Source organism: Acidovorax sp. CF316, from assembly GCF_000276605.1.
Lineage (GTDB): Bacteria > Pseudomonadota > Gammaproteobacteria > Burkholderiales > Burkholderiaceae_C > Acidovorax.
This window is the reverse complement of record NZ_AKJX01000286.1, coordinates 1-22,647: the sequence shown is the minus strand read 5'-3', so window position 1 is coordinate 22,647 and position 22,647 is coordinate 1. Positions and strand designations below refer to the sequence as shown.

Annotated in this window: 19 protein-coding genes; 8 read left to right on the top strand and 11 right to left on the bottom strand. The window is 67.9% G+C overall.

The window, feature by feature from the left end; all coding sequences use genetic code 11:
• Window positions 1-12: 12 nt before the first annotated feature.
• From PMI14_RS32040 to PMI14_RS32025, 4 genes are read right to left on the bottom strand one after another with little or no spacing between them, the layout of a single operon-like run.
• Window positions 13-825 (bottom strand): carbohydrate ABC transporter permease, encoded by an 813-nt coding sequence (locus PMI14_RS32040; RefSeq protein WP_007861697.1) that lies wholly within the window; start codon window positions 823-825, stop codon window positions 13-15.
• The gene (locus tag PMI14_RS32035; RefSeq protein ID WP_007861691.1) at window positions 818-1,714 is read right to left on the bottom strand and encodes a carbohydrate ABC transporter permease; all 897 of its coding nucleotides are present in this window, start codon (window positions 1,712-1,714) and stop codon (window positions 818-820) included. Before PMI14_RS32035 ends, PMI14_RS32040 begins: the two co-directional genes overlap by 8 nt.
• The gene (locus tag PMI14_RS32030; RefSeq protein WP_007861690.1) at window positions 1,711-2,802 is read right to left on the bottom strand and encodes an ABC transporter ATP-binding protein; all 1,092 of its coding nucleotides are present in this window, start codon (window positions 2,800-2,802) and stop codon (window positions 1,711-1,713) included. Before PMI14_RS32030 ends, PMI14_RS32035 begins: the two co-directional genes overlap by 4 nt.
• A 1-nt stretch (window position 2,803) precedes the next feature.
• On the bottom strand, window positions 2,804-3,880 hold the full coding sequence (locus PMI14_RS32025; protein ID WP_007861689.1) for an ABC transporter ATP-binding protein: 1,077 nt from the start codon (window positions 3,878-3,880) through the stop codon (window positions 2,804-2,806).
• A gap of 203 nt (window positions 3,881-4,083) precedes the next feature.
• Here PMI14_RS32025 and PMI14_RS32020 point away from each other — a divergent pair, with 203 nt between their 5' ends.
• The 3 genes from PMI14_RS32020 to proC all read left to right on the top strand — a co-directional run bounded on the left by PMI14_RS32020 (window position 4,084) and on the right by proC (window position 7,309).
• Entirely contained in the window at window positions 4,084-4,848 is a 765-nt protein-coding gene (locus PMI14_RS32020; protein ID WP_007861688.1) for a DeoR/GlpR family DNA-binding transcription regulator, read from the top strand.
• A 48-nt stretch (window positions 4,849-4,896) separates the two neighbouring features.
• Window positions 4,897-6,390 (top strand): glycerol kinase GlpK, encoded by a 1,494-nt coding sequence (gene glpK, locus PMI14_RS32015; protein ID WP_007861687.1) that lies wholly within the window; start codon window positions 4,897-4,899, stop codon window positions 6,388-6,390.
• A gap of 82 nt (window positions 6,391-6,472) precedes the next feature.
• Window positions 6,473-7,309: a pyrroline-5-carboxylate reductase gene (proC, locus tag PMI14_RS32010; RefSeq protein WP_007861679.1), complete on the top strand. Its 837-nt coding sequence runs from the start codon at window positions 6,473-6,475 to the stop codon at window positions 7,307-7,309.
• A 15-nt stretch (window positions 7,310-7,324) separates the two neighbouring features.
• On the opposite strand, the gene ubiA is transcribed toward proC, so the two are convergent.
• Complete coding sequence (gene ubiA / locus PMI14_RS32005; RefSeq protein ID WP_007861678.1) at window positions 7,325-8,209, bottom strand: 4-hydroxybenzoate octaprenyltransferase; 885 nt, start codon at window positions 8,207-8,209, stop codon at window positions 7,325-7,327.
• A gap of 192 nt (window positions 8,210-8,401) precedes the next feature.
• Between ubiA and PMI14_RS32000 the strand changes: the two genes are divergently transcribed.
• Genes PMI14_RS32000 through PMI14_RS31985 form a run of 4 tightly spaced genes read left to right on the top strand, consistent with a single transcriptional unit; the run spans window position 8,402 to window position 14,446 of the window.
• Window positions 8,402-11,839: a response regulator gene (locus tag PMI14_RS32000; RefSeq protein WP_007861677.1), complete on the top strand. Its 3,438-nt coding sequence runs from the start codon at window positions 8,402-8,404 to the stop codon at window positions 11,837-11,839.
• A 17-nt stretch (window positions 11,840-11,856) separates the two neighbouring features.
• Window positions 11,857-12,696: a protein-glutamate O-methyltransferase CheR gene (locus tag PMI14_RS31995; protein WP_007861676.1), complete on the top strand. Its 840-nt coding sequence runs from the start codon at window positions 11,857-11,859 to the stop codon at window positions 12,694-12,696.
• Complete coding sequence (locus tag PMI14_RS31990) at window positions 12,696-13,304, top strand: chemotaxis protein CheB (protein ID WP_007861675.1); 609 nt, start codon at window positions 12,696-12,698, stop codon at window positions 13,302-13,304. Before PMI14_RS31995 ends, PMI14_RS31990 begins: the two co-directional genes overlap by 1 nt.
• Entirely contained in the window at window positions 13,301-14,446 is a 1,146-nt protein-coding gene (locus PMI14_RS31985; protein ID WP_007861674.1) for a hybrid sensor histidine kinase/response regulator, read from the top strand. Before PMI14_RS31990 ends, PMI14_RS31985 begins: the two co-directional genes overlap by 4 nt.
• A gap of 22 nt (window positions 14,447-14,468) precedes the next feature.
• On the opposite strand, the gene PMI14_RS31980 is transcribed toward PMI14_RS31985, so the two are convergent.
• The 6 genes from PMI14_RS31980 to recG all read right to left on the bottom strand — a co-directional run bounded on the left by PMI14_RS31980 (window position 14,469) and on the right by recG (window position 21,744).
• Window positions 14,469-14,843, bottom strand: coding sequence for a response regulator (locus tag PMI14_RS31980; RefSeq protein WP_007861673.1), 375 nt, complete (start codon window positions 14,841-14,843; stop codon window positions 14,469-14,471).
• Between the two features lie 177 nt (window positions 14,844-15,020).
• Window positions 15,021-15,521, bottom strand: a complete 501-nt coding sequence (locus PMI14_RS31975; RefSeq protein WP_007861672.1) for a Dps family protein — start codon at window positions 15,519-15,521, stop codon at window positions 15,021-15,023.
• Window positions 15,522-15,640: 119 nt separating this feature from the next.
• Complete coding sequence (locus PMI14_RS31970; RefSeq protein ID WP_007861671.1) at window positions 15,641-17,377, bottom strand: dipeptidase; 1,737 nt, start codon at window positions 17,375-17,377, stop codon at window positions 15,641-15,643.
• Window positions 17,378-17,541: 164 nt separating this feature from the next.
• A complete protein-coding gene (locus tag PMI14_RS31965) occupies window positions 17,542-18,507 on the bottom strand; it encodes a LysR substrate-binding domain-containing protein (RefSeq protein ID WP_007861670.1) in 966 nt (321 codons plus the stop codon).
• Entirely contained in the window at window positions 18,504-19,613 is a 1,110-nt protein-coding gene (locus tag PMI14_RS31960) for a hypothetical protein (RefSeq protein WP_007861669.1), read from the bottom strand. The genes PMI14_RS31965 and PMI14_RS31960 overlap by 4 nt, the downstream gene beginning before the upstream one ends.
• Before the next feature lie 7 nt (window positions 19,614-19,620).
• Window positions 19,621-21,744, bottom strand: coding sequence for an ATP-dependent DNA helicase RecG (gene recG / locus PMI14_RS31955; RefSeq protein WP_007861668.1), 2,124 nt, complete (start codon window positions 21,742-21,744; stop codon window positions 19,621-19,623).
• Window positions 21,745-21,844: 100 nt separating this feature from the next.
• On the opposite strand from recG, the gene PMI14_RS31950 reads away from it, so the two are divergent.
• Window positions 21,845-22,647: HD-GYP domain-containing protein (locus tag PMI14_RS31950; RefSeq protein ID WP_007861667.1), on the top strand; the 803-nt coding region annotated here is incomplete at its 3' end.

Below are 22,647 nucleotides of genomic sequence, written 5' to 3'. Positions count from 1 at the left end.
GTCGATACCTCCTTACACCCGGCCCATCGCGAAACCCTTCGCGATGTAGTGCCGCACAAACCAGATCACGATGGCGCCCGGCACGATGGTGAGCACGCCGGCCGCGGCCAGCGTCGCCCAGTCCATGCCCGAGGCGCTCACGGTGCGCGTCATGGTGGCCACGATGGGCTTGGCGTTGACGCTGGTCAGCGTGCGCGCCAGCAGCAGTTCCACCCAGCTGAACATGAAGCAGAAGAACGCCGCCACACCCACGCCGGCCTTGATCAGCGGCAGGAAGATGGTGACGAAGAAGCGCGGGAAGCTGTAGCCGTCGATGTAGGCCGTCTCGTCGATCTCGCGCGGGATGCCGCTCATGAAGCCCTCCAGGATCCACACCGCCAGCGGCACGTTGAACAAGAGGTGCGCCAGCGCCACGGCGATGTGCGTGTCCATCAGGCCCACGGTGGTGTACAGCTGGAAGAAGGGCAGCAGGAACACGGCCGGCGGCGTCATGCGGTTGGTCAGGAGCCAGAAGAACACATGCTTGTCGCCCATGAACTGGTAGCGCGAGAAGGCATAGGCCGCCGGCAGCGCCACGGTGAGCGAGATCACCGTGTTGATGCCCACGTAGATCAGGCTGTTGATGTAGCCCGAGTACCAGGACTCGTCGGTGAAGATGGTCTTGTAGTTGTCCCAGGTGAAGTGCTGGGGGAAGAACGAGAACGTGGAGAGGATCTCCGCGTTCGTCTTGAAGCTCATGTTGACCATCCAGTAGATGGGCAGCACGGCGAACACCAGGTAGGCCGCCAGGAACAGCGACCGCTTGTGAAAGCGCTTTTCATTCATGGCCGGCCCCTTCGTTGCTGGCGGTGCCCACGCGCTGCATCCAGTTGTAGAGGATGAAGCACAGCAGCAGGATGATGAAGAAATAGATCAGCGAGAACGCTGCGGCAGGGCCCAGGTCGAACTGGCCCACGGCCTTGGTCGTCAGGTACTGGCTCAGGAAGGTGGTGGCATTGCCCGGCCCGCCCCCCGTGAGCACGAAGGGCTCGGTGTAGATCATGAAGCTGTCCATGAAGCGCAGCAGCACCGCGATCATGAGCACGCCGCGCATCTTGGGCAGCTGGATGTAGCGGAACACGGCGAACTTGCTGGCACCGTCGATGCGGGCGGCCTGGTAGTAGGCGTCGGGGATGGAGCGCAGGCCGGCAAAGGCCAGCAGCGCCACCAGCGGCGTCCAGTGCCAGACGTCCATCAACAGCACCGTCAGCCAGGCCTGCGTGGCATTGCCGGTGTAGCTGTACTCGATGCCCATCACCTGCAGCATGCGGCCCATGAGCCCGATGTCGGCCCGGCCGTAGATCTGCCAGATGGTGCCCACCACGTTCCAGGGGATCAGCAGCGACAGGGCCACCACCACCAGCACGGCCGAGGACTTCCAGCCCTGCGCGGGCATGGACAGCGCCAGCATGATGCCCAGCGGGATCTCCACGGCCAGCACCGCCAGCGAGAAGGTGATCTGGCGCCACAGCGCGGCGTGCAGTTCCTCGTCGCGCATCACGGCGGCAAACCATTCGGTGCCGACGAACACGCGCCGCTCGGGCGAGATGATGTCCTGCACCGAGTAGTTCACCACCGTCATCAGCGGCAGGATGGCCGAGAAGGCCACGCACAGGATCACCGGCAGGATCAGGAACCAGGCCTTCTGGTTCACGGGCTTGGTCGTGGTGCTCATGGGGTGACCTCCGCGGCCAGCAATTGTTCGTTCTGGTAGAAGCAGGTGTGCGTGCCCAGCACCTGCAGCCATGCCGTGTCGCCGGCCGATGGCAGGCGGGTTTCGGGCACAAAGCGCGCCTTGAGCGTGTGCTCGCCCACCTTGGCGGTGAGCATCAGGTAGGTACCGATGTCCTGCACCTGCACCACCGTGCAGGGCAGCGCACCAGCCTCCTCGGGCTGCGCCAGGGCCAGGTACTCCGGCCGTATGCCGACCTGCAGGGGGCCTTCGGGCAGCGTGCGGCCTACGGGTACCGACAGGCGGTGCCCGGCCACCGACAGGTTCGTGCCGTCGCGCTGCGCGGGCAGGAAATTCATGCCCGGCGAACCGATGAAATGGCCCACGAAGACGTGCGCCGGGCGCTCGAACAGCGCATCGGCCGAGCCCACCTGCACGGCGCGGCCGCGCGTCATCACCACCACCTGGTCGGCAAAGGTCAGTGCCTCGACCTGGTCGTGCGTCACATAGATCAGCGTGAGCTTGAGCTCGTGGTGGATCTGCTTGAGCTTGCGGCGCAGTTGCCACTTGAGGTGCGGGTCGATCACCGTGAGCGGCTCGTCGAACAGCACGGCCGCCACGTCGGAGCGCACCAGGCCGCGGCCCAGCGAGATCTTCTGCTTGGCGTCGGCCGCCAGGCCCGCCGCGCGCTGGTTGAGCTGGCCGCTCATCTCCAGCATCTCGGCGATGGCGCCCACGCGCTGCTTGATCTGGTCTTCGGGCACCTTGCGGTTGCGCAGCGGAAAGGCCAGGTTCTCGGCCACCGTCATGGTGTCGTAGATCACGGGGAACTGGAACACCTGGGCGATGTTGCGCTCCTGCGGGCTGGCGCGCGTCACGTCGCGGCCATCGAACAGCACCTTGCCATGCGAGGGCACGAGCAGGCCCGACATGATGTTGAGCATGGTCGTCTTGCCGCAGCCCGAGGGGCCGAGCAGCGCATAGGCGCCGCCGTCCTCGAACTCCATCTTCAGGGGCAGCAGCGCGTAGTCGCCGTCCTGCTGCGGATTGGGCTTGTAGGAATGCGCCAGGTCCAGGCTGATACGTGCCATCTCAACGCCCTCCCAGGCGCGCGGGCGCCCACACCAGCCGGCCATCGGCACCGAAGACATAGGCCTGTGCCGGGTCCAGGTGCAGCGCCAGGGGCGTGCCCAGTTCAAAGTAATGCACCCCGGTGAGCTGCGCCACCAGGTCCCCCCAGGGGGTGGAGGCGTGCACGAAGGTGTCGGAGCCCGAGATCTCGGCCAGCTCCACCGTGCCGCTCACGCTCACGTCGCCAGGACGGGCCTGCACGCGCAGCGCACTGGCACGCACGCCAACGGTGACGGCGCCGGCCGGCGTGCCCTGGGGCAGCGGGATGGCGAGCATCGCCCCGCCCTGCAGCTGCACACCCTGCGCAGCCACGGTGGCGGCGACCAGGTTCATCGGCGGGTCGCTGAAGGCACGCGCCACGCGCAGCGAGTTGGGCGCATGGAAGACCTCGGCCGTGGGGCCGTACTGCAGCAGCCGGCCCTCGTCGAGCACCGCGGTGTAGCCCCCGAGCAGCAGGGCCTCGCCCGGCTCGGTGGTGGCATACACCACGGTGGACTGGCCGGCCGCGAACAGCTGGGTCAGCTCCTCGCGCAGTTCCTCGCGCAGCTTGTAGTCCAGGTTCACCAGCGGCTCGTCGAGCAGCATCAGCGGTGCGCCCTTGGCCAGGGCCCGCGCCAGCGCCACGCGCTGCTGCTGGCCGCCCGAGAGCTCGGCCGGGTAGCGGTCCAGGAACATCTCGATGTGCAGGCGGGCAGCGATCTCGCGCACCCGGGCATCGATGTTCTTTTCGCCGCGCAGCTTGAGCGGCGAGGCGATGTTGTCGGCCACCTTCATCGAGGGGTAGTTGATGAACTGCTGGTAGACCATGGCCACGTTGCGCTCGCGCACCGGCATGCCGGTCACGTCGACACCGTCCACCCGCACGCTGCCGGCGGTGGGTGTATCGAGCCCGGCCATGATGCGCATCAGGCTGGTCTTGCCGGCCTGCGTGGCGCCCAGCAGCACCGTCACGGCGCCGCTGTGCAGCGCCATGCTCATGTCATGGAGCCAGGTCTGCGCCCCCACCCTCTTGCTGATGCTGTCCAGTGCCAGCTGCATCCCGCACGCCTTTCCGTAGTGCCCCCACAGGGCCTGTTATGCCAAACCGCCGGCGCAAGCGCACAGCGGTCGTTTGTTTTCGATTGCGTTCATTCTTGTTCTTTTATGATCGTTTCAAATCAAGGTTTACCCTTAATGGGTTCCTTTTTGTTCCATTTAAAGTAGGCGCTTCCTTCTGGCTTCTTTCTTGCTGCCTTGACCGCGTGAATACGAACCCCCGACAACTCCTGCTCCTTGAAGAAGTGCGCGCGCGCAAGTCCGCCAGCGTCGAACAGCTGGCCGAGACCCTGGGCGTGACCCTGCAGACGGTGCGCCGCGACGTGCAGCGCCTGGCCGAATCGGGCCTGCTCACGCGCTTCCATGGCGGCGTGCGCGTGCCCAGCTCCACCGTGGAGAACCTGGCCCACACCCAGCGCGAAACCCTGCATGCCGAGGGCAAGGCGCGCATCGCACGCGCCGTGGCCGAGCAGGTGCCCAACGACTGCTCGCTGATCCTGAACATCGGCACCACCACCGAGGCCATTGCCAAGGCGCTGCTGCACCACCGCGGGCTGCGCGTGATCACCAACAACCTGAACGTGGCCGCCATCCTGAGCGGCAACCCGGAGTGCGAGGTGATCGTGGCCGGCGGCGTGGTGCGCGCGCGCGACCGCGGCATCGTGGGCGAGGCGGCGGTGGACTTCATCCGCCAGTTCCGCGTGGACATCGCACTCATCGGCATCTCGGGCATCGAGCCCGACGGCTCGCTGCGCGACTTCGACTACCGCGAGGTGAAGGTGGCGCAGACCATCATTGCCCAGTCGCGCGAGGTCTGGCTGGCGGCCGACCAGAGCAAGTTCAACCGCCCGGCCATGGTGCAACTGGCCACGCTGCAGCAGATCGACCGGCTGTTCACCGATGCACCGCCGCCCGAGCCCTTTCCCGTATTGCTCCAGGACGCCGAGGTCATCTGCACCGTCGCCGCCTGATCCCGCGCAGCGCCTGGCTGCATCCCGCCTGACTTATCCTTGCCCGCCATGACCTACCTGCTCGCACTCGACCAAGGCACTTCCAGCTCCCGCAGCATCGTCTTCGACGAGCAGGGCCACATCGTGGCCCAGGCCCAGCGCGAGCTGCCGCAGATCTACCCCCAGCCCGGCTGGGTGGAGCACGACCCGATGGAGATCTGGCGCACCCAGCTGGCCACGGCCCGCGAGGCACTGGAGAAGGCGAACCTAAAGGCCAGCGCCATCCGCGCCGTGGGCATCACCAACCAGCGCGAAACCACGGTGCTGTGGAACCGCCAGACCGGCCAGCCCGTGCACCATGCCATCGTCTGGCAGGACCGCCGGGCCGAGCCCGCCTGCGCCCAGTTGCGCGAGCAGGGCAAGGCCGCGACCATCCAGGCCAAGACCGGCCTGCTGATCGATGCCTATTTTTCGGGCACCAAGCTGCAGTGGCTGCTGGACCATGTGCCCGGCGCGCGCGCGCAGGCCGAGCGTGGCGAGCTGGCCTTCGGCACGGTGGACAGCTGGCTCATGTGGCAGCTCACGCACGGCCAGGTGCATGTGACCGACGTGAGCAATGCCTCGCGCACCATGCTGTTCAATGTGCACACCAACCAGTGGGACGACGAGCTGCTGGCGCTGCTGCGCATTCCCAAGTCGCTGATGCCGCAGGTGCAACCATCGAGCTCGCACTTCTGCGACGTGGCGCCCGATCTGCTGGGCCACGCCATCCGCGTGGGCGGCGTGGCCGGCGACCAGCAGAGCGCGCTGTTCGGCCAGGCGTGTTTCAGCGCGGGCATGGCCAAGAACACCTATGGCACGGGCTGCTTCATGCTGATGCACACGGGCACCACCTTCCAGACCTCGAAGAACGGCCTGCTCACCACCAGCGCCGCCCAGGCCGGCGTGCAGACCGAGTTCGCGATGGAAGGCAGCGTCTTCGTCGGCGGCGCCGTGGTGCAGTGGCTGCGCGACGGCCTGCGTGCCATCTCCACCAGCGGCGAGGTCGAGTCGCTCGCCCAGAGCGTGCCCGACTCGGGTGGCGTGATGATGGTGCCGGCCTTCACCGGCCTGGGCGCCCCGTACTGGAAACCCGACTCGCGCGGCACCATCACGGGGCTGACGCGCGGCTCCACCCTGGGCCACATCGCACGCGCCGCGCTCGAAAGCATCGCCTACCAGAGTGCCGCCCTGCTGCTGGCCATGAGCCGCGATGCCGTGGCCGCCGGCGGCGCGCCGGTGAGCGAGCTGCGCGTGGACGGCGGCGCCTGTGTCAACGACCTGCTGATGCAGTTCCAGGCCGACCTGCTGGGCATCCCGGTGGTGCGCCCCGCCGTGATCGAGACCACCGCGCTGGGTGCCGCCTACCTGGCGGGCCTGTCCAGCGGGGTGTACGGCAGCACGGCCGAGCTGTCGCAGCTGTGGCGGGCCGAACGGCGCTTTCTGCCGACCTTGGGCAAGGCACGTGCACACGAACTGATGGAGCGCTGGGAACGGGCCGTGCGCCAGACCACGGCAGAGTGACCCCGGGGCAGACAGGAACAGGGGCCGCAGGCGGTGCGGCTACCATCATGGCCCTGCTGTTTGATTCCCTGTTGTGCACACCATGAGCCAGACCACCGCCTCCCCTTCCCTCCCCGTGATCGCCTTCATCGGCGGCGGCAACATGGCCAGCGCCATCATCGGCGGCCTGGTCCGCCAGGGCCACCCGGCCAGCCAGATCGAGGTCGTCGAACCCTGGGAACAGGCGCGTGAAGCCCTGCGCACGAATTACGGCATCGACGCCCAGACCAAGGCCGGCCCGGCCCTGCAGCGCGCCCGCATCGTGGTCTGGGCCGTCAAGCCCCAGACCTTCAAGGACGCCGCCGCCCAGGCGCGTGCCCACACGCAGGACGCCCTGCACCTGAGCGTGGCCGCCGGCATCCGCTCGGACAGCATCGCCCAATGGCTCGCAAGCGAGCGCATCGTGCGCACCATGCCCAACACCCCGGCCCTGGTGGGCAAGGGCATGAGCGCGCTGTACGCCCGCCCGGGGGTATCCGAGGGTGAGCGCCAGAGCGTGGAAGCCATCGTGGCCACCACGGGCGAATACCTGTGGGTGGAGAGCGAAAAGCAGCTCGATGCGGTCACGGCCCTGTCGGGCTCGGGCCCGGCCTATGTCTTCTACTTCCTCGAAGCCATGGCGCGTGCGGGCACGGCCATGGGCCTGTCGGCCGAGCAGGCCCACCGGCTGGCCGTGGGCACTTTCGTGGGCGCCTCGGAACTGGCGCGCCGCTCGGACGAGCCGCCCGCCGTGCTGCGCGAGCGCGTCACCTCCAAGGGCGGCACGACCTATGCGGCGCTGCAGTCCATGCAAAAGGAGGGCGTGGGCGAAGCTTTCGAGCGTGCGATGCAAGCCGCCGAGCACCGCGCCCACGAACTGGGCGATGAGTTCGGCAAGTAACTCCTCGCCGGCTACTCAATTGATGGCAAGCTGGCGCAACAGGTAGCTGCCGGCAATGCCGGCAAAGACCGTGGCGCCCAGCCAGTGGTTGACGCGGAAGGCGGTGAAGCAGCCTTCGCGGCTGCGGTCGCGGATCAGCGTCCAGTGCCAGACTGCCTGGGCCAGGGCGGCGGCCGTGGCGAGCCAGTACACCGGGCCCAGGGCATAGGGTGCCAGCGCCATGCCCCAGATGCCCAGGAACAGCAGGTAAAACAGCACGATGGCCGCCACGTCGAAGCGGCCCAGGGTGATGGCCGAGGTCTTGATGCCGATCTTGAGGTCGTCGTCGCGGTCGACCATGGCGTACTCGGTGTCGTAGGCCAGCACCCAGAACAGGTTGCCCAGCCACATCCACCAGGCCACCGCGGGCACCTGGCCCTGCACGGCGGCGAAGGCGATCACGATGCCGAAGTTGAAGGCGATGCCCAGCACGGCCTGGGGCATGGCGATGATGCGCTTGGTGAACGGGTAGGCAATGGCCACCAGCACGGCGGGCACGGACCAGGCGATGGCCGCCGCATTGGTGGTCAGCACCAGGCCGAAGGACACCAGGGCCAGCACCGCGCCCAGGGCCAGCGCCTGCTTGACGGAAACGGCCCCGGTGGTCACGGGGCGGGCCGCCGTGCGCTTGACGTGGCGGTCGAAGTCGCGGTCGGCCACATCGTTCACGCAGCAGCCCGCGCTGCGCATGAGAAAGGTACCGAGCACGAACACCGCCAGCAGGTGCCAGCCCGGAAAGCCGTCCGCCGCGATCCACAGCGCGCTCAGCGTGGGCCACAGGCAGACCAGCCAGCCGGCGGGCCGGTTCCAGCGGATCAGGTCGAGGTACAGGGACAGGCGGCTGCGCGGCGGTGCGGACATGGCAAGGAAAGCGGCGAATGCGGGGGAGGTTGGCCCATCGGACGGGCGGCACCGGGAATGTAGCAGCCGCGCGCCCCTGCGCCGCCCCCGCCCCCCGGGCAGGACAGCCGCCGTGCAGGAAATGTCCTACACCGGCCATTTGTACAAACCCGTTACATTGTCCGGTTGCCCCCCACCCGGACCTTGCCACGCATGCCCCGATCACCGAGCACCCAGGCTGCCCAGCGCTTTGCCATCCCCAAGAGCCTGATGGCGGGCTTCATCGTCGCGGCCCTGGCCACCCTGGTCATTGCCTTCGTCAACTACCGGGCCTCCGAGGTGCGGGCCGACGCAGTTGCCGCGATGGACCGGACCTCGCAGGCCATGCGCCAGCTGTCGCTGGTGCACTCGGCGCTCAAGGACCTGGAGACCGGCCAGCGCGGCTACCTGCTCACGGGGGATGCCTCCTACCTGCAGCCCTACCTGCTCGCGCAGAACGTGCTGGACCGGCAACTGACGGCCCTCAAGGCCAGCACCGAGGGCAACGCTGGCCAGCGCCGCCTGGTGGTCCAGATCGAGGATCTGACCAAGCAGAAACGCAGCGAACTGGCCGAGACCGTGGACCTGCGCAAGGCCGGCAACGTGGAAGGCGCCATGGCCCTGGTGCGCAGCGATGCGGGCAAGAACATCATGGACCGGGTGCGCGACCTGGCCTCGGACCTGGCGGGCCTGCAGACCCAGGAGCTGGAAGACCGCCGCCGCGGCTGGGAGGAGGCCACCTCGCTGTCGGCCTACTACTCCTGGGGCGGCTCGCTGCTGCTGCTGGCGCTGATCTGCATCTCGGCCGCACTGACGGCACGCGAGCACCGCCTCAAGGCACGCCAGAACTGGGTGGTGACGGGGCTGAGCGGCCTGGCCCAGCGCCTGCAGGGCGACCGCCGCGTGGAAGAGATCGGCGAGCTGGCGCTCGAATACCTGGCCACCTACCTCAATGCCAAGGTGGGCGCGGCCTACGCGGTCAACGAACATGGCGGCGGCTTCACGCTGTTCGGCGGCTACGCGCTGCCGCGCGAGCGCCTGGCGCAGAAACTCATCGACGGCGAAGGCCTCGTGGGCCAGTGTGCGCGCTCGCGCGAATTGCTGCACGTGCGCGATGTGCCGGCCGACCACCTGACCGTGTCCTCCAGCACGGGCGCATCGGCACCTGCCGAGCTGCTGGTGGCACCGGCCATCGAAAACGGCGAGGTGTTTGCCGTGATCGAGCTGGGCTTCTACCGCGCGGTGGACGAGTTCGAGCACCGCCTGTTCAAGCAGGCCTCCGAGATGCTGGCCGTGGCCATCCGCTCGGGCCAGGACCGCAGCCGGCTCGAAGCCCTGCTCGAGGAAACCCAGCGCCAGTCCGAGGAGCTGCAGGCCCAGCAGGAGGAACTGCGCGTCAACAACGAGGAGCTGGAGCAGCAAAGCCGCATCCTGCAGGAGTCGCAGGCGCAGATGGAGCTGCAGCAGACCGAACTGGAGCAGACCAATGCCCAGCTCGAGGAGCAGACCCAGCAGCTCGAGAACCAGCGCGAGGAGCTGCTGGCGGCCCAGAGCGACCTGACCGAGAAGGCCCGCGAGATCGAGCAGACCAGCCAGTACAAGAGCGAGTTCCTGGCCAACATGAGCCACGAGCTGCGCACCCCGCTCAACTCCACGCTGATCCTGGCCAAGCTGCTGGCCGACAACAAGGCCGGCAACCTCACGGCCGAGCAGGTGAAGTACGCCCAGACCATCTCGTCGGCCGGCAACGACCTGCTGGCGCTGATCAACGACATCCTGGACCTGTCCAAGATCGAGGCCGGCCAGGCCACCATCGACATCGAGAGCGTGGACATCGCCCGCGCCATGCAGTCGCTGGTGGACCCACTGCGCCCCATCGCCGAGGAAAAGGGGCTGACCCTGGCACTCACCATGGACCCGGGCGTGCCGGCCACCATGGACACCGACGCGCTGCGCCTGGGCCAGGTGATCAAGAACCTGCTCTCCAACGCGGTGAAGTTCACCGAACAGGGCAGCGTGGCGCTGCATGTCTCGCCCCTGCCCGGCGACATGCTGGCCTTTGCCGTGCGCGACACTGGCATCGGCATCCCCGAGCACCAGCAGGAGCTGGTCTTCGAGGCCTTCCGCCAGGCCGATGGCAGCACCCACCGCAAGTACGGCGGCACGGGCCTGGGCCTGTCGATCTCGCGCGACCTGGCCCAGTTGCTGGGTGGCAGCATCGCCATCCGCAGCACGCCGGGCCAGGGCAGCGAGTTCACGCTGACCGTACCGCGCCACGCGGTGCAGTCCGCCGAGCCCTCGACCGGCCGGGCATTGCAGGCGCCCCAGAGCGCGGCCAGCGCACCGCTTCCCGCTCCCTCCGCCGCGCCCAGCCGGCCGGCCCCTGTGGCCCCGGCCATCCTGCCCGTGGCCGCGCGCCCGAAGGGCGAGCGCAACATCCTGGTGATCGAAGACGATGTGCGCTTTGCCAACATCCTGAACGACCTGGCGCGCGAGATGGACTTCCACTGCATCCTGGCCCACACGGCCAGCGAGGGCCTGGCGGCCGCCACGCTGCACCAGCCCAGCGCCATCGTGCTGGACGTGAACCTGCCCGACTTCTCGGGCCTCGGGGTGCTCGACCAGCTCAAGCGCAACCCCGCCACGCGGCACATCCCGGTGCACGTGGTCTCGGTGGCCGACTACTCGCAGGAGGCCATGGGCCGCGGTGCCATCGGTTATGCACTCAAGCCCGTCAAGCGCGAAGAGCTGGTGCAGGCGCTGCAGCGCCTGGAGGCCAAGTTCACCCAGGGCATGCGCCGCGTGCTGGTGGTGGAAGACGATGAACGCCAGCGCGAGAGCGTGCGCGCCCTGCTGGCCACGGACGGCGTGGACATCGTGTGCGTGGAAAACGCCACCGCGGCCCTGGACTACCTGCGCAGCAGCACTTTCGACTGCATGGTGATGGACGTGAACCTGCCCGACCTGAGCGGCTACGAGCTGCTCCAGGCCATGTCGGAGCAGGAGGAGGTCTCCTTCCCGCCGGTCATCGTCTACACCGGGCGCGCCCTCACGCGCGACGAGGAGCAGCAGCTGCGCCGCTTCTCCAAGTCCATCATCATCAAGGACGCACGCTCGCCCGAACGCCTGCTCGACGAGGTCACTCTGTTCCTGCACCAGGTGGAATCGGAATTGTCGGTGGAGCGCCGGCAGATGCTGCAGGTGGCGCGCAGCCGCGACGCGGCCTTCGAGGGCCGCACGGTGCTGGTGGTGGAAGACGACGTGCGCAACGTGTTCGCACTCTCCAGCATCCTGGAGCCCACGGGCATCTCGGTGCAGATCGCACGCAACGGCCGCGAGGCGCTCGACTTCCTGGAGCGCTCGGGCGGCGCCGGCCCCGCCGTGGACCTGGTGCTGATGGACATCATGATGCCGGAGATGGACGGCTACACCGCCATGCGCGAGATCCGCAAGCAGCCCGCCTGGCGCAGGCTGCCCATCATCGCCCTCACGGCCAAGGCCATGAAGGACGACCAGGACAAGTGCCTGGCCGCCGGTGCCAACGACTACATCGCCAAACCGCTGGACGTGGAAAAACTGCTCTCGCTGGTGCGGGTGTGGATGCCCAAGTGAGCACGCCGGAGCCCCGCTTGCACCACCTGAAGACGGCCCGCATCGGCGATATCGAGCAGCGCCTGCTGCTCGACGCGATCTACTACCGCTACCACTACGACTTTCGCGGCTACGCGCAGGCTTCGCTCAAGCGGCGGCTGCAGACGGCACTCTCGCGCTTCTCCTGCCAGACGCTGTCGCAGCTGCAGGACAAGGTGCTGCACGACGCCGCCGTGTTCCCGGCACTGCTCGAGTACCTCACCGTGCAGGTCAGCGAGATGTTCCGCGACCCGCGCTATTTCAAGGCGCTGCGCGAGCAGGTGCTGCCCATTCTGCGCACCTACCCTTCGCTCAAGGTCTGGGTGGCGGGCTGCAGCACGGGCGAAGAGGTGTATTCGCTGGCCATCCTGCTGCACGAGGAAGGGCTGCTCGAGCGCACCATCCTCTACGCCACCGACATCAACCAGCAGGCCCTGCAGGCCGCCGAGGCGGGCGTGTTCGACCTCTCCCGCGTGGCCTCCTTCACCGAGAACCATGCGCGCTCGGGCGGCAAGACCTCGCTGTCGGACTACTACTCGGCCGGGTACGGTCGCGTGGTGTTCGACCGCGCGCTGCGCAAGCAGGTGGTGTTCTCCGACCACAGCCTGGCCACGGACACCGTGTTCGCCGAGGTGCACCTGGTGTCCTGCCGCAACGTGCTGATCTATTTCGAGCGCGAGCTGCAGAACCGCGCCCTGGGTCTGTTCAAGGAGGCGCTGTGCCACCGCGGCTTCCTCGGCCTGGGTTCCAAGGAGTCGATGCGCTTCACCGAACAGGCCCCGGCCTTCGACGACTTCGTGCTCGAAGACCGCATCTACCGCAAGAAGGTGGGCACGTGATGGCCGCTGTCCCGGTGCACCAGCACGGCCTGCGCGGCTTCGATGCCATCGTGATCGGGGGTTCGGCAGGCGCCATCGATGCCATCTCCACCATCTTGCCGGCCCTGCAGGCACACACCCGCGTGGCGGTGCTGGTCACGCTGCACCTGCCGCGCGAGGCCCCGAGCCTGCTGCCCGAGATCTTTCGCCCGCGCTGCGCGCTGCGCACGGCAGAAGCGCAGGACAAGGAGCCTATCGAGGCGGGCACCGTGTATTTCGCGCCGCCCGACTACCACCTGCTGGTGGACGCCGGCCCCCGGCTGGCGCTTTCGGTCGATGAGCCCGTGCACTTCTCGCGCCCGTCCATCGACGTGCTGTTCGAATCGGCCGCCGACACCTATGGCGAACGTTTGATCGGTATGCTCCTGTCCGGTGCCAACCAGGACGGCGCGCGGGGCATGGCCGCCATCGGCGCTGCGGGAGGGCTCTCCATCGTGCAATCCCCCGGCAGCGCCGCCATGTCCGCCATGCCCCAGTCCGCCCTGGACCTGATGGCACCGCACCACGTCCTTCCCCCTTCGGAGATCGCATCCCTGCTGACCGAACTGCAAATGCGGAGAATCCTGTGAGCCCCACCACCTTCCCTGCACAGCCAGCTCCGACCGAACGCATCAAATGCCTGGTGGTGGACGACGTGCCAGAAAACCTCGTGGCCGTGGAGGCCCTGCTGCACAGCGACAGCATCGAGGTGCTCAAGGCCCAGTCAGGCCCCGAGGCGCTGGAGCTGCTGCTCTCCCACGGCGACGTGGCCCTGGCCCTGCTGGACGTGCAGATGCCCGAGATGAACGGCTTCGAGCTGGCCGAGCTGATCCGCGGCAGCGAACGCACCCGCCACATCCCGCTGATCTTCATGACCGCCGGCTCACGCGACCAGAACTGGCAGTTCCGCGGCTACGAGACCGGGGCCGTGGATTTTCTGTACAAGCCCATTGATCCGCAGATGCTGACCTCCAAGGCCGGCGTGTTCTTCGAGCTGTTCCGCCAGAAGCGCACCCTGGCCCGCGAACTGCGCGAGCGCACCGAGGCGTTGCGCATCAACGAGATGTTCATGGCGGTGCTCAGCCACGACCTGCGCACGCCGCTGATGTCCATCGGTGCGGCGGCCACGGCCCTGCAACGCCAGCCCCTGGCGCCCGACAAGGCGCAGGCTTTGGCCGGCCGCGTGCTCAGCAGCAGCCAGCGCATGGGGCGCATGATCGAGGACCTGCTGGACGTGACGCGCATCCGCCAGGGCGGCGGGCTGGCGATGCGCATGGCCCCCGTGGACCTGCGTGCCGTGCTGCAGCGCTCGCTGCAGGAGATACGCACGGGCTTTCCCAACCATGTGATCAGCACCAGCGACCAAGGCAATCTTGCCGGCATGGGAGACGAAGAACGGCTGTGCCAGCTGGCAATCAACCTCATCGGCAACGCGGTGCACCATGGCGACCCTGCGGTGGCGATCCATGTGGCGCTCGATGGCAGCGATGCGCACACCCTCGCCCTGACCGTGACCAACGGTGGCACCATTCCACCGGCGCTTGTGCCGCAGTTGTTCAGCCCCTTCCGGGGGCGTGACCAGGCACCGGGGCGCCACCAGGGCCTGGGGCTGGGGCTGTTCATCGTGCAGCAGATCGTGCGCTCGCACGGGGGCCGGATCGATGTGCAGTCCGAAGACGGCACCACCCGCTTCCACGTGGTTCTGCCGCGCCACCCCACGGCGGCGGGTTGAGCGACGGCCCGGCGCTGCCGGATCAGCGCCCGGAGGGTGAATCGTCGAGGGTGGAGTGCACCTGGACCAGCAAGGCCTCCAGGTCTTCGAGCTCGAAGGGCTTCATCAGCGTGCGCACATGGGGGCCCCAGCCCGAGGGGTGCGCACCCAGGTCATAGCCGGTGCACAGCACCACCCAGCGCCCGGGGTCCACGGCCAGCACCTGGCGGGCCAGGTCCGTGCCCGACAGCCCGGGCAGGCTCACGTCGGTGACCAGCAGGTCGAAAACGCCATCGCGCTCCAGCTCCAGTGCCTCCTCGGCGGTGGCACAGGTCACAATCGTGCGCCCCTCTCCCTCCATCAGCATGCCGATGGTTTCGCGCAGTTCGGGGTTGTCCTCCACATAAAGGATTCGCATAGGGATGGTCGTGTTCTGGAAGGCGGAGCGTGGCGAAAAGAGGAGACGGGAATGCCAGCCCGGATCATTCAGGAAAGCAGGGGCATCGCCTGTAGGACGGGATGCCAAGTGCGGCACGCCTCCCCAAAAAGGAGGCTCCCTCACAAAAAGAAACGGGGCCTTGCGGCCCCGTCCAGTTCACTCCTCGAGCAGCGAGCGCAGCATCCAGGCGGTCTGCTCGTGCACCGTGAGGCGCTGGGTCAGCAGGTCGGCCGTGGGCTCGTCACTGGCCTTGTCGGCCAGGGGGAACAGGCTGCGCGCCGTGCGGGCCACGGCCTCGTGGCCTTCGACCAGCACGCGCACCATGTCCAGCGCCTTGGGCGGCTTGCTCGGTGCATCGGCCACGGTGGCCAGCTTGCCGAAATCGGCATACGAGCCGGGAGCGATGTGGCCCAGCGAGCGGATGCGCTCGGCGATCGGGTCCACGGCGTTCCACAGTTCGGTGTACTGCGCCATGAACATGGTGTGCAGCGTGTTGAACATCGGCCCCGTCACGTTCCAGTGGAAGTTGTGCGTGGTCAGGTACAGCGTGTAGGTGTCGGCCAGCAGGCGCGACAGGCCCTGGGCGATGGCAGCGCGGTCTTTTTCGCTGATGCCGATGTTGATGCTGGGGGCGGTGGACTTGGCGGCTTTGGCCATGGCGGCTCCTTCGTTGGAATGGCAGTCAATCGATGGAATGCGCCGCGCCGGTGCGCGCCGGATGGCTCCGGGCACTGGCGCGGCGGCTCACGTTCACTTTAGCGCAAGCCCCAATCCCTTTACTGCATCTGGTCCAAGTTTCCGATGCGCACCAGCATCTCGGTGAACATCTGCATGTCGGCGTCGAGGTCCACGACTTCCTTGAATTCCTTGGCGTTGTGGGCCGTGTACTTCTTGCCCGGCATGGCGGGGCCGAAGTTGATGGCGTTGGGCATGAGCTTGGCCGTGGTGCTGCCGGCGGTGGGCACGGGCTTGGCTTCGAGGCCCGTGGTGTCACCGAAGGTATTGAGCAGCGTGGACAGCCAGGCGCCCTTGGGGTCGCGCGCCATCCAGTTGCCCTGCTGGTGGTCGATGATCACGGGGACGGAGGCCTGGGCGGCCCAATCGTTGATCTTGACCTTGCCGGAATGGACCAGTGCGTCGGGCGTCATGCCGCGCGGCATGCGCACGTTGACCAGCACATCGACCATGCCGTCCTTTTCGCGCACGAGGTTGGGCGACATGGTCAGCGGGCCCATGAAATCATCGCTGTAGGCCATGCCGATGGTGCGCCCCAGGTAGTCCGTGCCATACAGTTCAGCGATGTAGCGCACGGCATTGGCGTAGCCGGTGGGCGCCACCGCCACGCCGGACTCGCGCAGGAACAACGCCAGGCGGGGTAGCGGGTTCACACCCTCTTCGGGGCGCGAGCCGTGGGCCGAGGTGCCGGTGACCTTGATCTGCACCGCGCCAGCTTCCTGCACCACGTCAACCTTGAAGGCCCCGCCCTGCGGCGTGTACTTGGCGATGAAGGCGGCCTTGGCAGCGTTCAGCTTGGCCGCCACGGCGGCCAGGTCACCGCCCTCCAGGCGCATCGTCGCGGTCTGCGGCACGGCATTGGTGGAAGCGGCACCGGTCATCGCGGTGATGGCCGTATAGCCGGCCGGAGCGTCCTGCAGCGGGAACGAGGTGCGCAGGGCGCCAGAGCCCTTCTCGGCGACCACAGCGGGGTACTTGCTGTCGAGCACGATGTTGTACTCGGGCAGCTCGGTCTTGGTGCGGTAGTACTTCATGGCGTCACCCCCGGTTTCCTCGGTGGTCTCGATCATGAGGCGGATGGTGCGCGACAGCGGCAGGCCGCTTTCCTTCACGGCCTTCATCGCATACAGCACGGTGGCGATGGAGCCCTTGTCGTCGATGGAGCCGCGGCCGTACAGGTTGCCCCCGACGCGCGTGAGCTTGAAGGGGTCCAGGCGCGTGCCGTCGTCCAGCACCCATTCGTCGGCCACCACGGGCACCACGTCGGCATGCGTGAGGATGCCGAATTCTTCCTTGCCCGTGCCCGGCAGCTTCACTTCGAAGATGCGGTTGTCCACGTTGCGGTACTCCAGGCCGAAATCCTTGGCCATGCCTTCGACCAGTGCGCCGAAGGCGATGATGGCCTTGTCCTCGTGCGGTGGCACCTTGTCGCTGCGGAAGGTGGGAATGGCCACCATGCGCGCCGTGGCATCGATCACCGCAGCCTGGTTGCGCAGCCGGTTGTACAGGCCCAGCAGGCGGCTGATGTTGACCAGGTCGTCACCGGCCAACGGGGCCTTGGCCTTGTAGCCGGCCACGCTGGCCTGCAGCAGGGGGTTCTCACGCGCGGCCTGCGCCAGGAATTCGTCAAAGCTGCCCTGGGCAGCGGCCGGCAAGGCAGCCACCAGGCGGTCCATCTGGGCCTTCTTGATCGTAGTCGCCTGCGGCGCGTTGGTCGCCACGCTGGAGCAGGCGGCCAGGCCCACGGCAAGGCCTGCGGCCATCAAAATCTTCTTCATCTCTGTAGCTTTCCTTGGGAATTGGGGAGCGCGGGGCAGGCGCGGGCTGCATGTGGCGCAGCTCCGCAGCACCGGGCCCCGTGTACGGGAATGCCGGCGGGCCTCGCGCGGCGAAAGTGTATCGCTGCCGGGGCCCCTTGCGCCAGGGCGTCCGGCAAGGGCTGTCAGGACAGGCGCGTGACCCCCGGCAGCTCGCAGGCGTAGATCGCGTTGCGCAGCGCCGCGATGGCCTCGTAGCGCGTGAAGCTGCGCCGCCAGGCCAGCACCACGCGGCGCATGGGCGGCGGGCTGCCATCGTCTTCGCGGATGGGGACGTAGCGGATGTAGCTCTCGTCGCTCTTGCGCCGGCGCGACACCGTGAGCAGCGCATCGCGCGGCACCGACAGGCGCGGCACCAGGGTCACGCCCATGCCGGCGGCCACCATGTGCTTGATGGTCTCCAGCGACGAGCCCTCGAAGGACTTGCGGATGCCTTCGGCATTGCTGGCAAAGCGCGCGAACTCGGGGCACACCTCCAGCACATGGTCGCGAAAGCAGTGGCCCGCACCCAGCAGCAGCATGGTCTCGCTCTTGAGTTCGGCCGCGGAGATGGACTTCTGCGCGCCCAAGGGGTGGTTGGCGGGCAGCGCCGCCATGAAGGGTTCGTCGTACAGCGGTGCCATGGCCAGGCCGGTGTCGGGAAAAGGCTCGGCCAGGATGGCGCAGTCGATTTCGCCGGTGCGCAGCATCTCCAGCAGCTTGACGGTGAAATTCTCCTGCAGCATCAGCGGCATCTGCGGGGTGCGCGCAATCGAATGGCGCACCAGGTCGGGCAGCAGGTAGGGGCCGATGGTGTAGATCACGCCCAGGGTCAGCGGGCCGGCCAGCGGGTCCTTGCCGCGCTTGGCGATCTCCTTGATGGCAGCGGCCTGCTCCAGCACGCTTTGCGCCTGGCGCACGATTTCCTCGCCCAGCGGCGTGACGGTGACCTCGCCGGCGCTGCGCTCGAAAAGCTTCACATCGAGCTCTTCCTCCAGCTTCTTGATGGCCACCGACAGCGTGGGCTGCGACACATAGCAGGCATCGGCCGCATGGCCGAAGTGCTTTTCGCGCGCCACGGCGACGATGTATTTGAGTTCGGTGAGGGTCATGGAGATTCCAGACGGATGGTACGCGCATTGTGCAGCGCCATGCGCCGAACCGCCCAGGGCGTGGTGCCGCAGCGGTGCACGACAAAGGCCGACAGCAGCACGAACACCGCTGCGCACACCGCCACCTGGGGGATGGCGAAGCGGCTTTGCAGCAATGCATCGTCGAAGATCAGCGGGCGCAAAGCCTCCATGCCGGCGAGCAACAGAGCGCCCCACAGCAGCGCCAGCACCAGGTGCGGGGCGTGCGCGGGCAGGCCGCGTGCGGGCGTGCGCCGGCCCAGGACCCAGGCCAGGCCCAGGTGCAGCGCCAGGACCAGTGGGGCCAGCAAGGCCCCTGCCCACCAGAAGGTGTCCACCGCCGATGCGAACAGGGTGAGCCAGTAGCCATGGCGCACCTGCGGCCAGGCCGCCACCACGGCCGTGACGGTCATGGTCGTCACCAGCAGCAGCACCAGTGCCAGCCCGGTGCCGGCCAGGCCCGCCCAATCGCCGGTGGGCGGGCGCCGCAGGGGCAGGCCGGCGGACTGCGCGTGCGCCGCCACGGCCTGTTGCACCTGTGCTGCATCGCCCTGCCACGCGCTCGCCGGGATGAAATAGCCTTCGACGCTGCCCTTGCGGTGCAGGCGCAGGCCGGTGGGATCGGCCGTGACCGCGCTGAACCAGCTCCACCGGGAGCGGGCTTCGTGGCGCAGCGTGCCTTCGGGCGCGGTGACAAGGTAGCAGACCTCTTGGGCAGTGAATTCCCAGCGGGCGGTATCACCCACGAACGCGTACCGGCGCGCATTCACCTTCAGCATGGCATGGTAGGTGTTGGCCCCCGCCAGCACCAGCAGCAGCGCGCACAGCAACAAGGTGGGCACATTCGCGGCAGGCAGGCTGCGCCCCAGGACAACGCCCAGCAGCCCGAAGGGCGAAAAGATGAGCGCAATCGCCACGGCCATCCACAGCGGCGCAACCAGGCGCAGCCAGGCGGGGCGATCGATGAAGGCCAGCTGCACCGCAGCGGCCAGGTAGGCATCGTCGCGCACCCATTGAGCGGCGAGCGCAGGGGGCGCGGTCACGGCCGGCAGCGGCTCGGCGGCGGCAGGGGCAGGGGCTTGCGTCATGGCGGGGTCAGGCTTTCAGATAGTCGGATTTTCCACCCAGCCAGCGCATCACGTGGCGCTCGGCAAGCCCGGCGTGGCGGTCCAGCATCACCGGGGCCAGTTCGCGCGCCCACTCGAGCAAATGGGTGTCGGTGGCCAGATCGGCAAAGCGCAGCAGTGCGTCACCCGATTGCCGGGCGCCGAGGAATTCGCCCGGCCCGCGGATCTCCAGGTCGCGCCGGGCGATCTCGAAGCCATCGTTGGTCTCGGCCATGGCGCGCAGGCGCTCCTTGGCGGTCTCGCCCACCCGGCCGCTGTCGTTGGTGGCGTACAGCAGCACGCAGGCCGATGCGGCCGCACCGCGCCCCACACGCCCGCGCAGCTGGTGCAGCTGCGACAGGCCGAAGCGCTCGGCATGCTCGATGACCATCAGCGAGGCATTGGGCACGTCCACCCCCACCTCGATCACCGTGGTGCTCACCAGCACGCCCATCTGGCCGCTGGAGAAGAGCGCCATCACGGCCTTCTTCTCGGCGGCCGGCATGCGCGAATGCAGCAGGCCGACCATGACGCCGGGCAGGGCCTCGCTGAGGTCGGCATGGGTGGCAGTGGCATTGCTCAGGTCCAGCGCCTCGCTCTCCTCGATCAGCGGGCACACCCAGTAGACCTGCCGGCCGCTGGCGACCTGCGAGCCGATGCGGGCGATCACTTCGTCCTTGCGGCTGTCGGCAATGAGCTTGGTGACGATGGGCGTGCGCCCGGGTGGCAGTTCGTCGATCACCGAGACATCGAGGTCGGCGTAGTAGCTCATGGCCAGGGTGCGTGGAATCGGGGTGGCGCTCATCATCAGCATGTGCGGCTCCATGCCCTGGGCCGCCAATTTCTGGCGCAGGGACAGACGCTGCGCCACCCCGAAGCGATGCTGCTCGTCGATGATGGCCAGCGCCAGGTTCTTGAAGCGCACTTGGTCCTGGATCACGGCATGCGTGCCCACCACCAGCGCGGCTTCGCCGCTTTCGACCAGGGCCAGCATGGCCGTGCGGTCCTTTTTTTTCTGCCCGCCCACCAGCCAGGCCACCCGGCGGCCGTGTGCCGCCAGCAGCGGCTCCAGCCAGCCAATCATCTTGGCGAAGTGCTGCTCGGCCAGGATTTCAGTCGGAGCCATCAGCGCGCACTGCCAGCCGGCGTCCATGGCGATGGTGGCGGCCAGCGCGGCCACCACCGTCTTGCCCGAACCCACGTCGCCCTGCAGCAGGCGGTGCATGGGCACGCGGTGGGCCAGGTCTTTGGCAATCTCCACCCCGACCCGCCGCTGGGCGGCGGTCAGCGAAAAGGGCAGCACGGCCATGAGTTGCTCGTGCAGGGGCAGTGCGCCGTCCACCACCTTGCGCGGGCGCAGCACCGGTGCACGCAACTGGTCGCGCTCGCGGCGCGACTGCTGCTGCGAGAGCTGCTGGGCCAGCAGTTCCTCGGCCTTCAGGCGCTGCCAGGCCGGGTGGCTGTGGTCCTCCAGGGTGGACAGCGACACGTCGGGCGTGGGGTGGTGCAAAAAGACGAGCGCCTCGCGCAGGTTGAAGGCGCGGTAGCTGCCGCCGTCATGCCGGAAGACGGCGTAGGGCGGCTCGGTGCCGGCAGGCAGGGTTTCCGACAGGTCCACCCGGCCGAGCGCGCCGACCACGGCCCGGCGCAGGTAGGCCTGCGGCAGGCCAGCCGTGGTCGGGTAGACCGGGGTCAGCGCGGCGGGCAGCTCGCCGCCGGCCTGGCGAAAGGCCGGGTGCAGCATCTGTCGTCCCCAGAAGCCGCCCTTGACCTCGCCGCGGATGCGCAAGCGAGCACCCACTGACATCGTCTTCTGGTGCGAAGGGTAGAAGCTGAAGAAACGCAGTTCGCAAGAGCCGGACGCGTCCTCCACCTGCACCAGCAGCTGGCGGCGCGGGCGCAACTGCACCTCGCAGGCGGTCACGGTGGCTTCGATCTGCACCATCTGGCCATCGCGCGCGCTGGACAGCGGCGTGATGCGGGTTTCATCCTCGTAGCGCAGGGGCAGATGCAGGGCCAGATCGATGTCGCGCTTCAGGCCGAGCTTGTGCAGTGCCTTTTGCGCAACACTGGCGGTGGAGGCTGCCCTAGGAGCGGCGGGCGTGGTATTCAAGGGTTATCCAGCAAGACGAGGGATTCATGGGCCGAAAAGGCTAACATGGTTACTGTTTATTACCTGGTTTTGGCAGGCCCTGGCGATCTGGACAGTTTCCATGCTCAAGCGCATCAGTATTCAGCATCTCACGTTGGGCATGTACCTGCACGACTTCTGCGGCTCGTGGATGGACCATCCATTCTGGCGCGCCAAGTTCGTCCTCAAGGACCCCAAGGACCTGGCTCGCATCAAGGGCACCAGCATCGAGGAGGTGTGGATCGACATCTCCAAGGGCCTGGACGTGGCGGCCGGCGTGCGCTCCGTCTCGCGCGAGGAGGCGGACATCCAGGTGGAAACCGACTTCAGCCTGCTGGAGAACCTGCCGCCCCTGGTGGTGGACCCTCCCCCGCCGCCAGCCCCCGTCCGGCGCCAGGCACGCGGCAAGGCCCCCGCCAGCATGCACAACGAGCTGCTGGCCGCCGCCTCGATCTGCGGCGAAGCCAAGCAGGCCATGGTCTCCATGTTCCGGGAGGCACGCATGGGCAAGGCCGTGAATCCGGACAACGCCCGCAGCCTGGTGGAGGAGATTTCCGACTCCGTCACGCGCAACCCGGGTGCGCTGATCAGCCTGGCGCGCCTGAAGACGGCCGACGACTACACCTACATGCACTCGGTGGCGGTGTGTGCCCTCATGGTGGCACTGGCCAAGCAGATCAACCTCAACGAGGAGCACACGCGCAGCGCCGGCATGGCCGGGCTGCTGCACGACCTGGGCAAGGCGGCCATCCCGCTGGCCGTGCTCAACAAGCCGGGCAAGCTCACGGACGCCGAGTTCGCCGTGGTCCAGAGCCATCCCGCCGAAGGGTACGAGATGCTCAAGGAGGGCGGTGCCGTGGAGGACGCGGTGCTCGACGCCTGCCG

Bases quoted from the DNA above. Each gene is read 5' to 3' on its own strand.
- PMI14_RS32040 (WP_007861697.1), bottom strand. From the start codon at position 825: ATGAATGAAAAGCGCTTTCACAAGCGGTCGCTGTTCCTGGCGGCCTAC.
- PMI14_RS32035 (WP_007861691.1), bottom strand. From the start codon at position 1,714: ATGAGCACCACGACCAAGCCCGTGAACCAGAAGGCCTGGTTCCTGATC.
- PMI14_RS32030 (WP_007861690.1), bottom strand. From the start codon at position 2,802: ATGGCACGTATCAGCCTGGACCTGGCGCATTCCTACAAGCCCAATCCG.
- PMI14_RS32025 (WP_007861689.1), bottom strand. From the start codon at position 3,880: ATGCAGCTGGCACTGGACAGCATCAGCAAGAGGGTGGGGGCGCAGACC.
- glpK (WP_007861687.1), top strand. From the start codon at position 4,897: ATGACCTACCTGCTCGCACTCGACCAAGGCACTTCCAGCTCCCGCAGC.
- proC (WP_007861679.1), top strand. From the start codon at position 6,473: ATGAGCCAGACCACCGCCTCCCCTTCCCTCCCCGTGATCGCCTTCATC.
- ubiA (WP_007861678.1), bottom strand. From the start codon at position 8,209: ATGTCCGCACCGCCGCGCAGCCGCCTGTCCCTGTACCTCGACCTGATC.
- PMI14_RS32000 (WP_007861677.1), top strand. From the start codon at position 8,402: ATGCCCCGATCACCGAGCACCCAGGCTGCCCAGCGCTTTGCCATCCCC.
- PMI14_RS31990 (WP_007861675.1), top strand. From the start codon at position 12,696: ATGGCCGCTGTCCCGGTGCACCAGCACGGCCTGCGCGGCTTCGATGCC.
- PMI14_RS31980 (WP_007861673.1), bottom strand. From the start codon at position 14,843: ATGCGAATCCTTTATGTGGAGGACAACCCCGAACTGCGCGAAACCATC.
- PMI14_RS31975 (WP_007861672.1), bottom strand. From the start codon at position 15,521: ATGGCCAAAGCCGCCAAGTCCACCGCCCCCAGCATCAACATCGGCATC.
- PMI14_RS31970 (WP_007861671.1), bottom strand. From the start codon at position 17,377: ATGAAGAAGATTTTGATGGCCGCAGGCCTTGCCGTGGGCCTGGCCGCC.
- PMI14_RS31965 (WP_007861670.1), bottom strand. From the start codon at position 18,507: ATGACCCTCACCGAACTCAAATACATCGTCGCCGTGGCGCGCGAAAAG.
- PMI14_RS31960 (WP_007861669.1), bottom strand. From the start codon at position 19,613: ATGACGCAAGCCCCTGCCCCTGCCGCCGCCGAGCCGCTGCCGGCCGTG.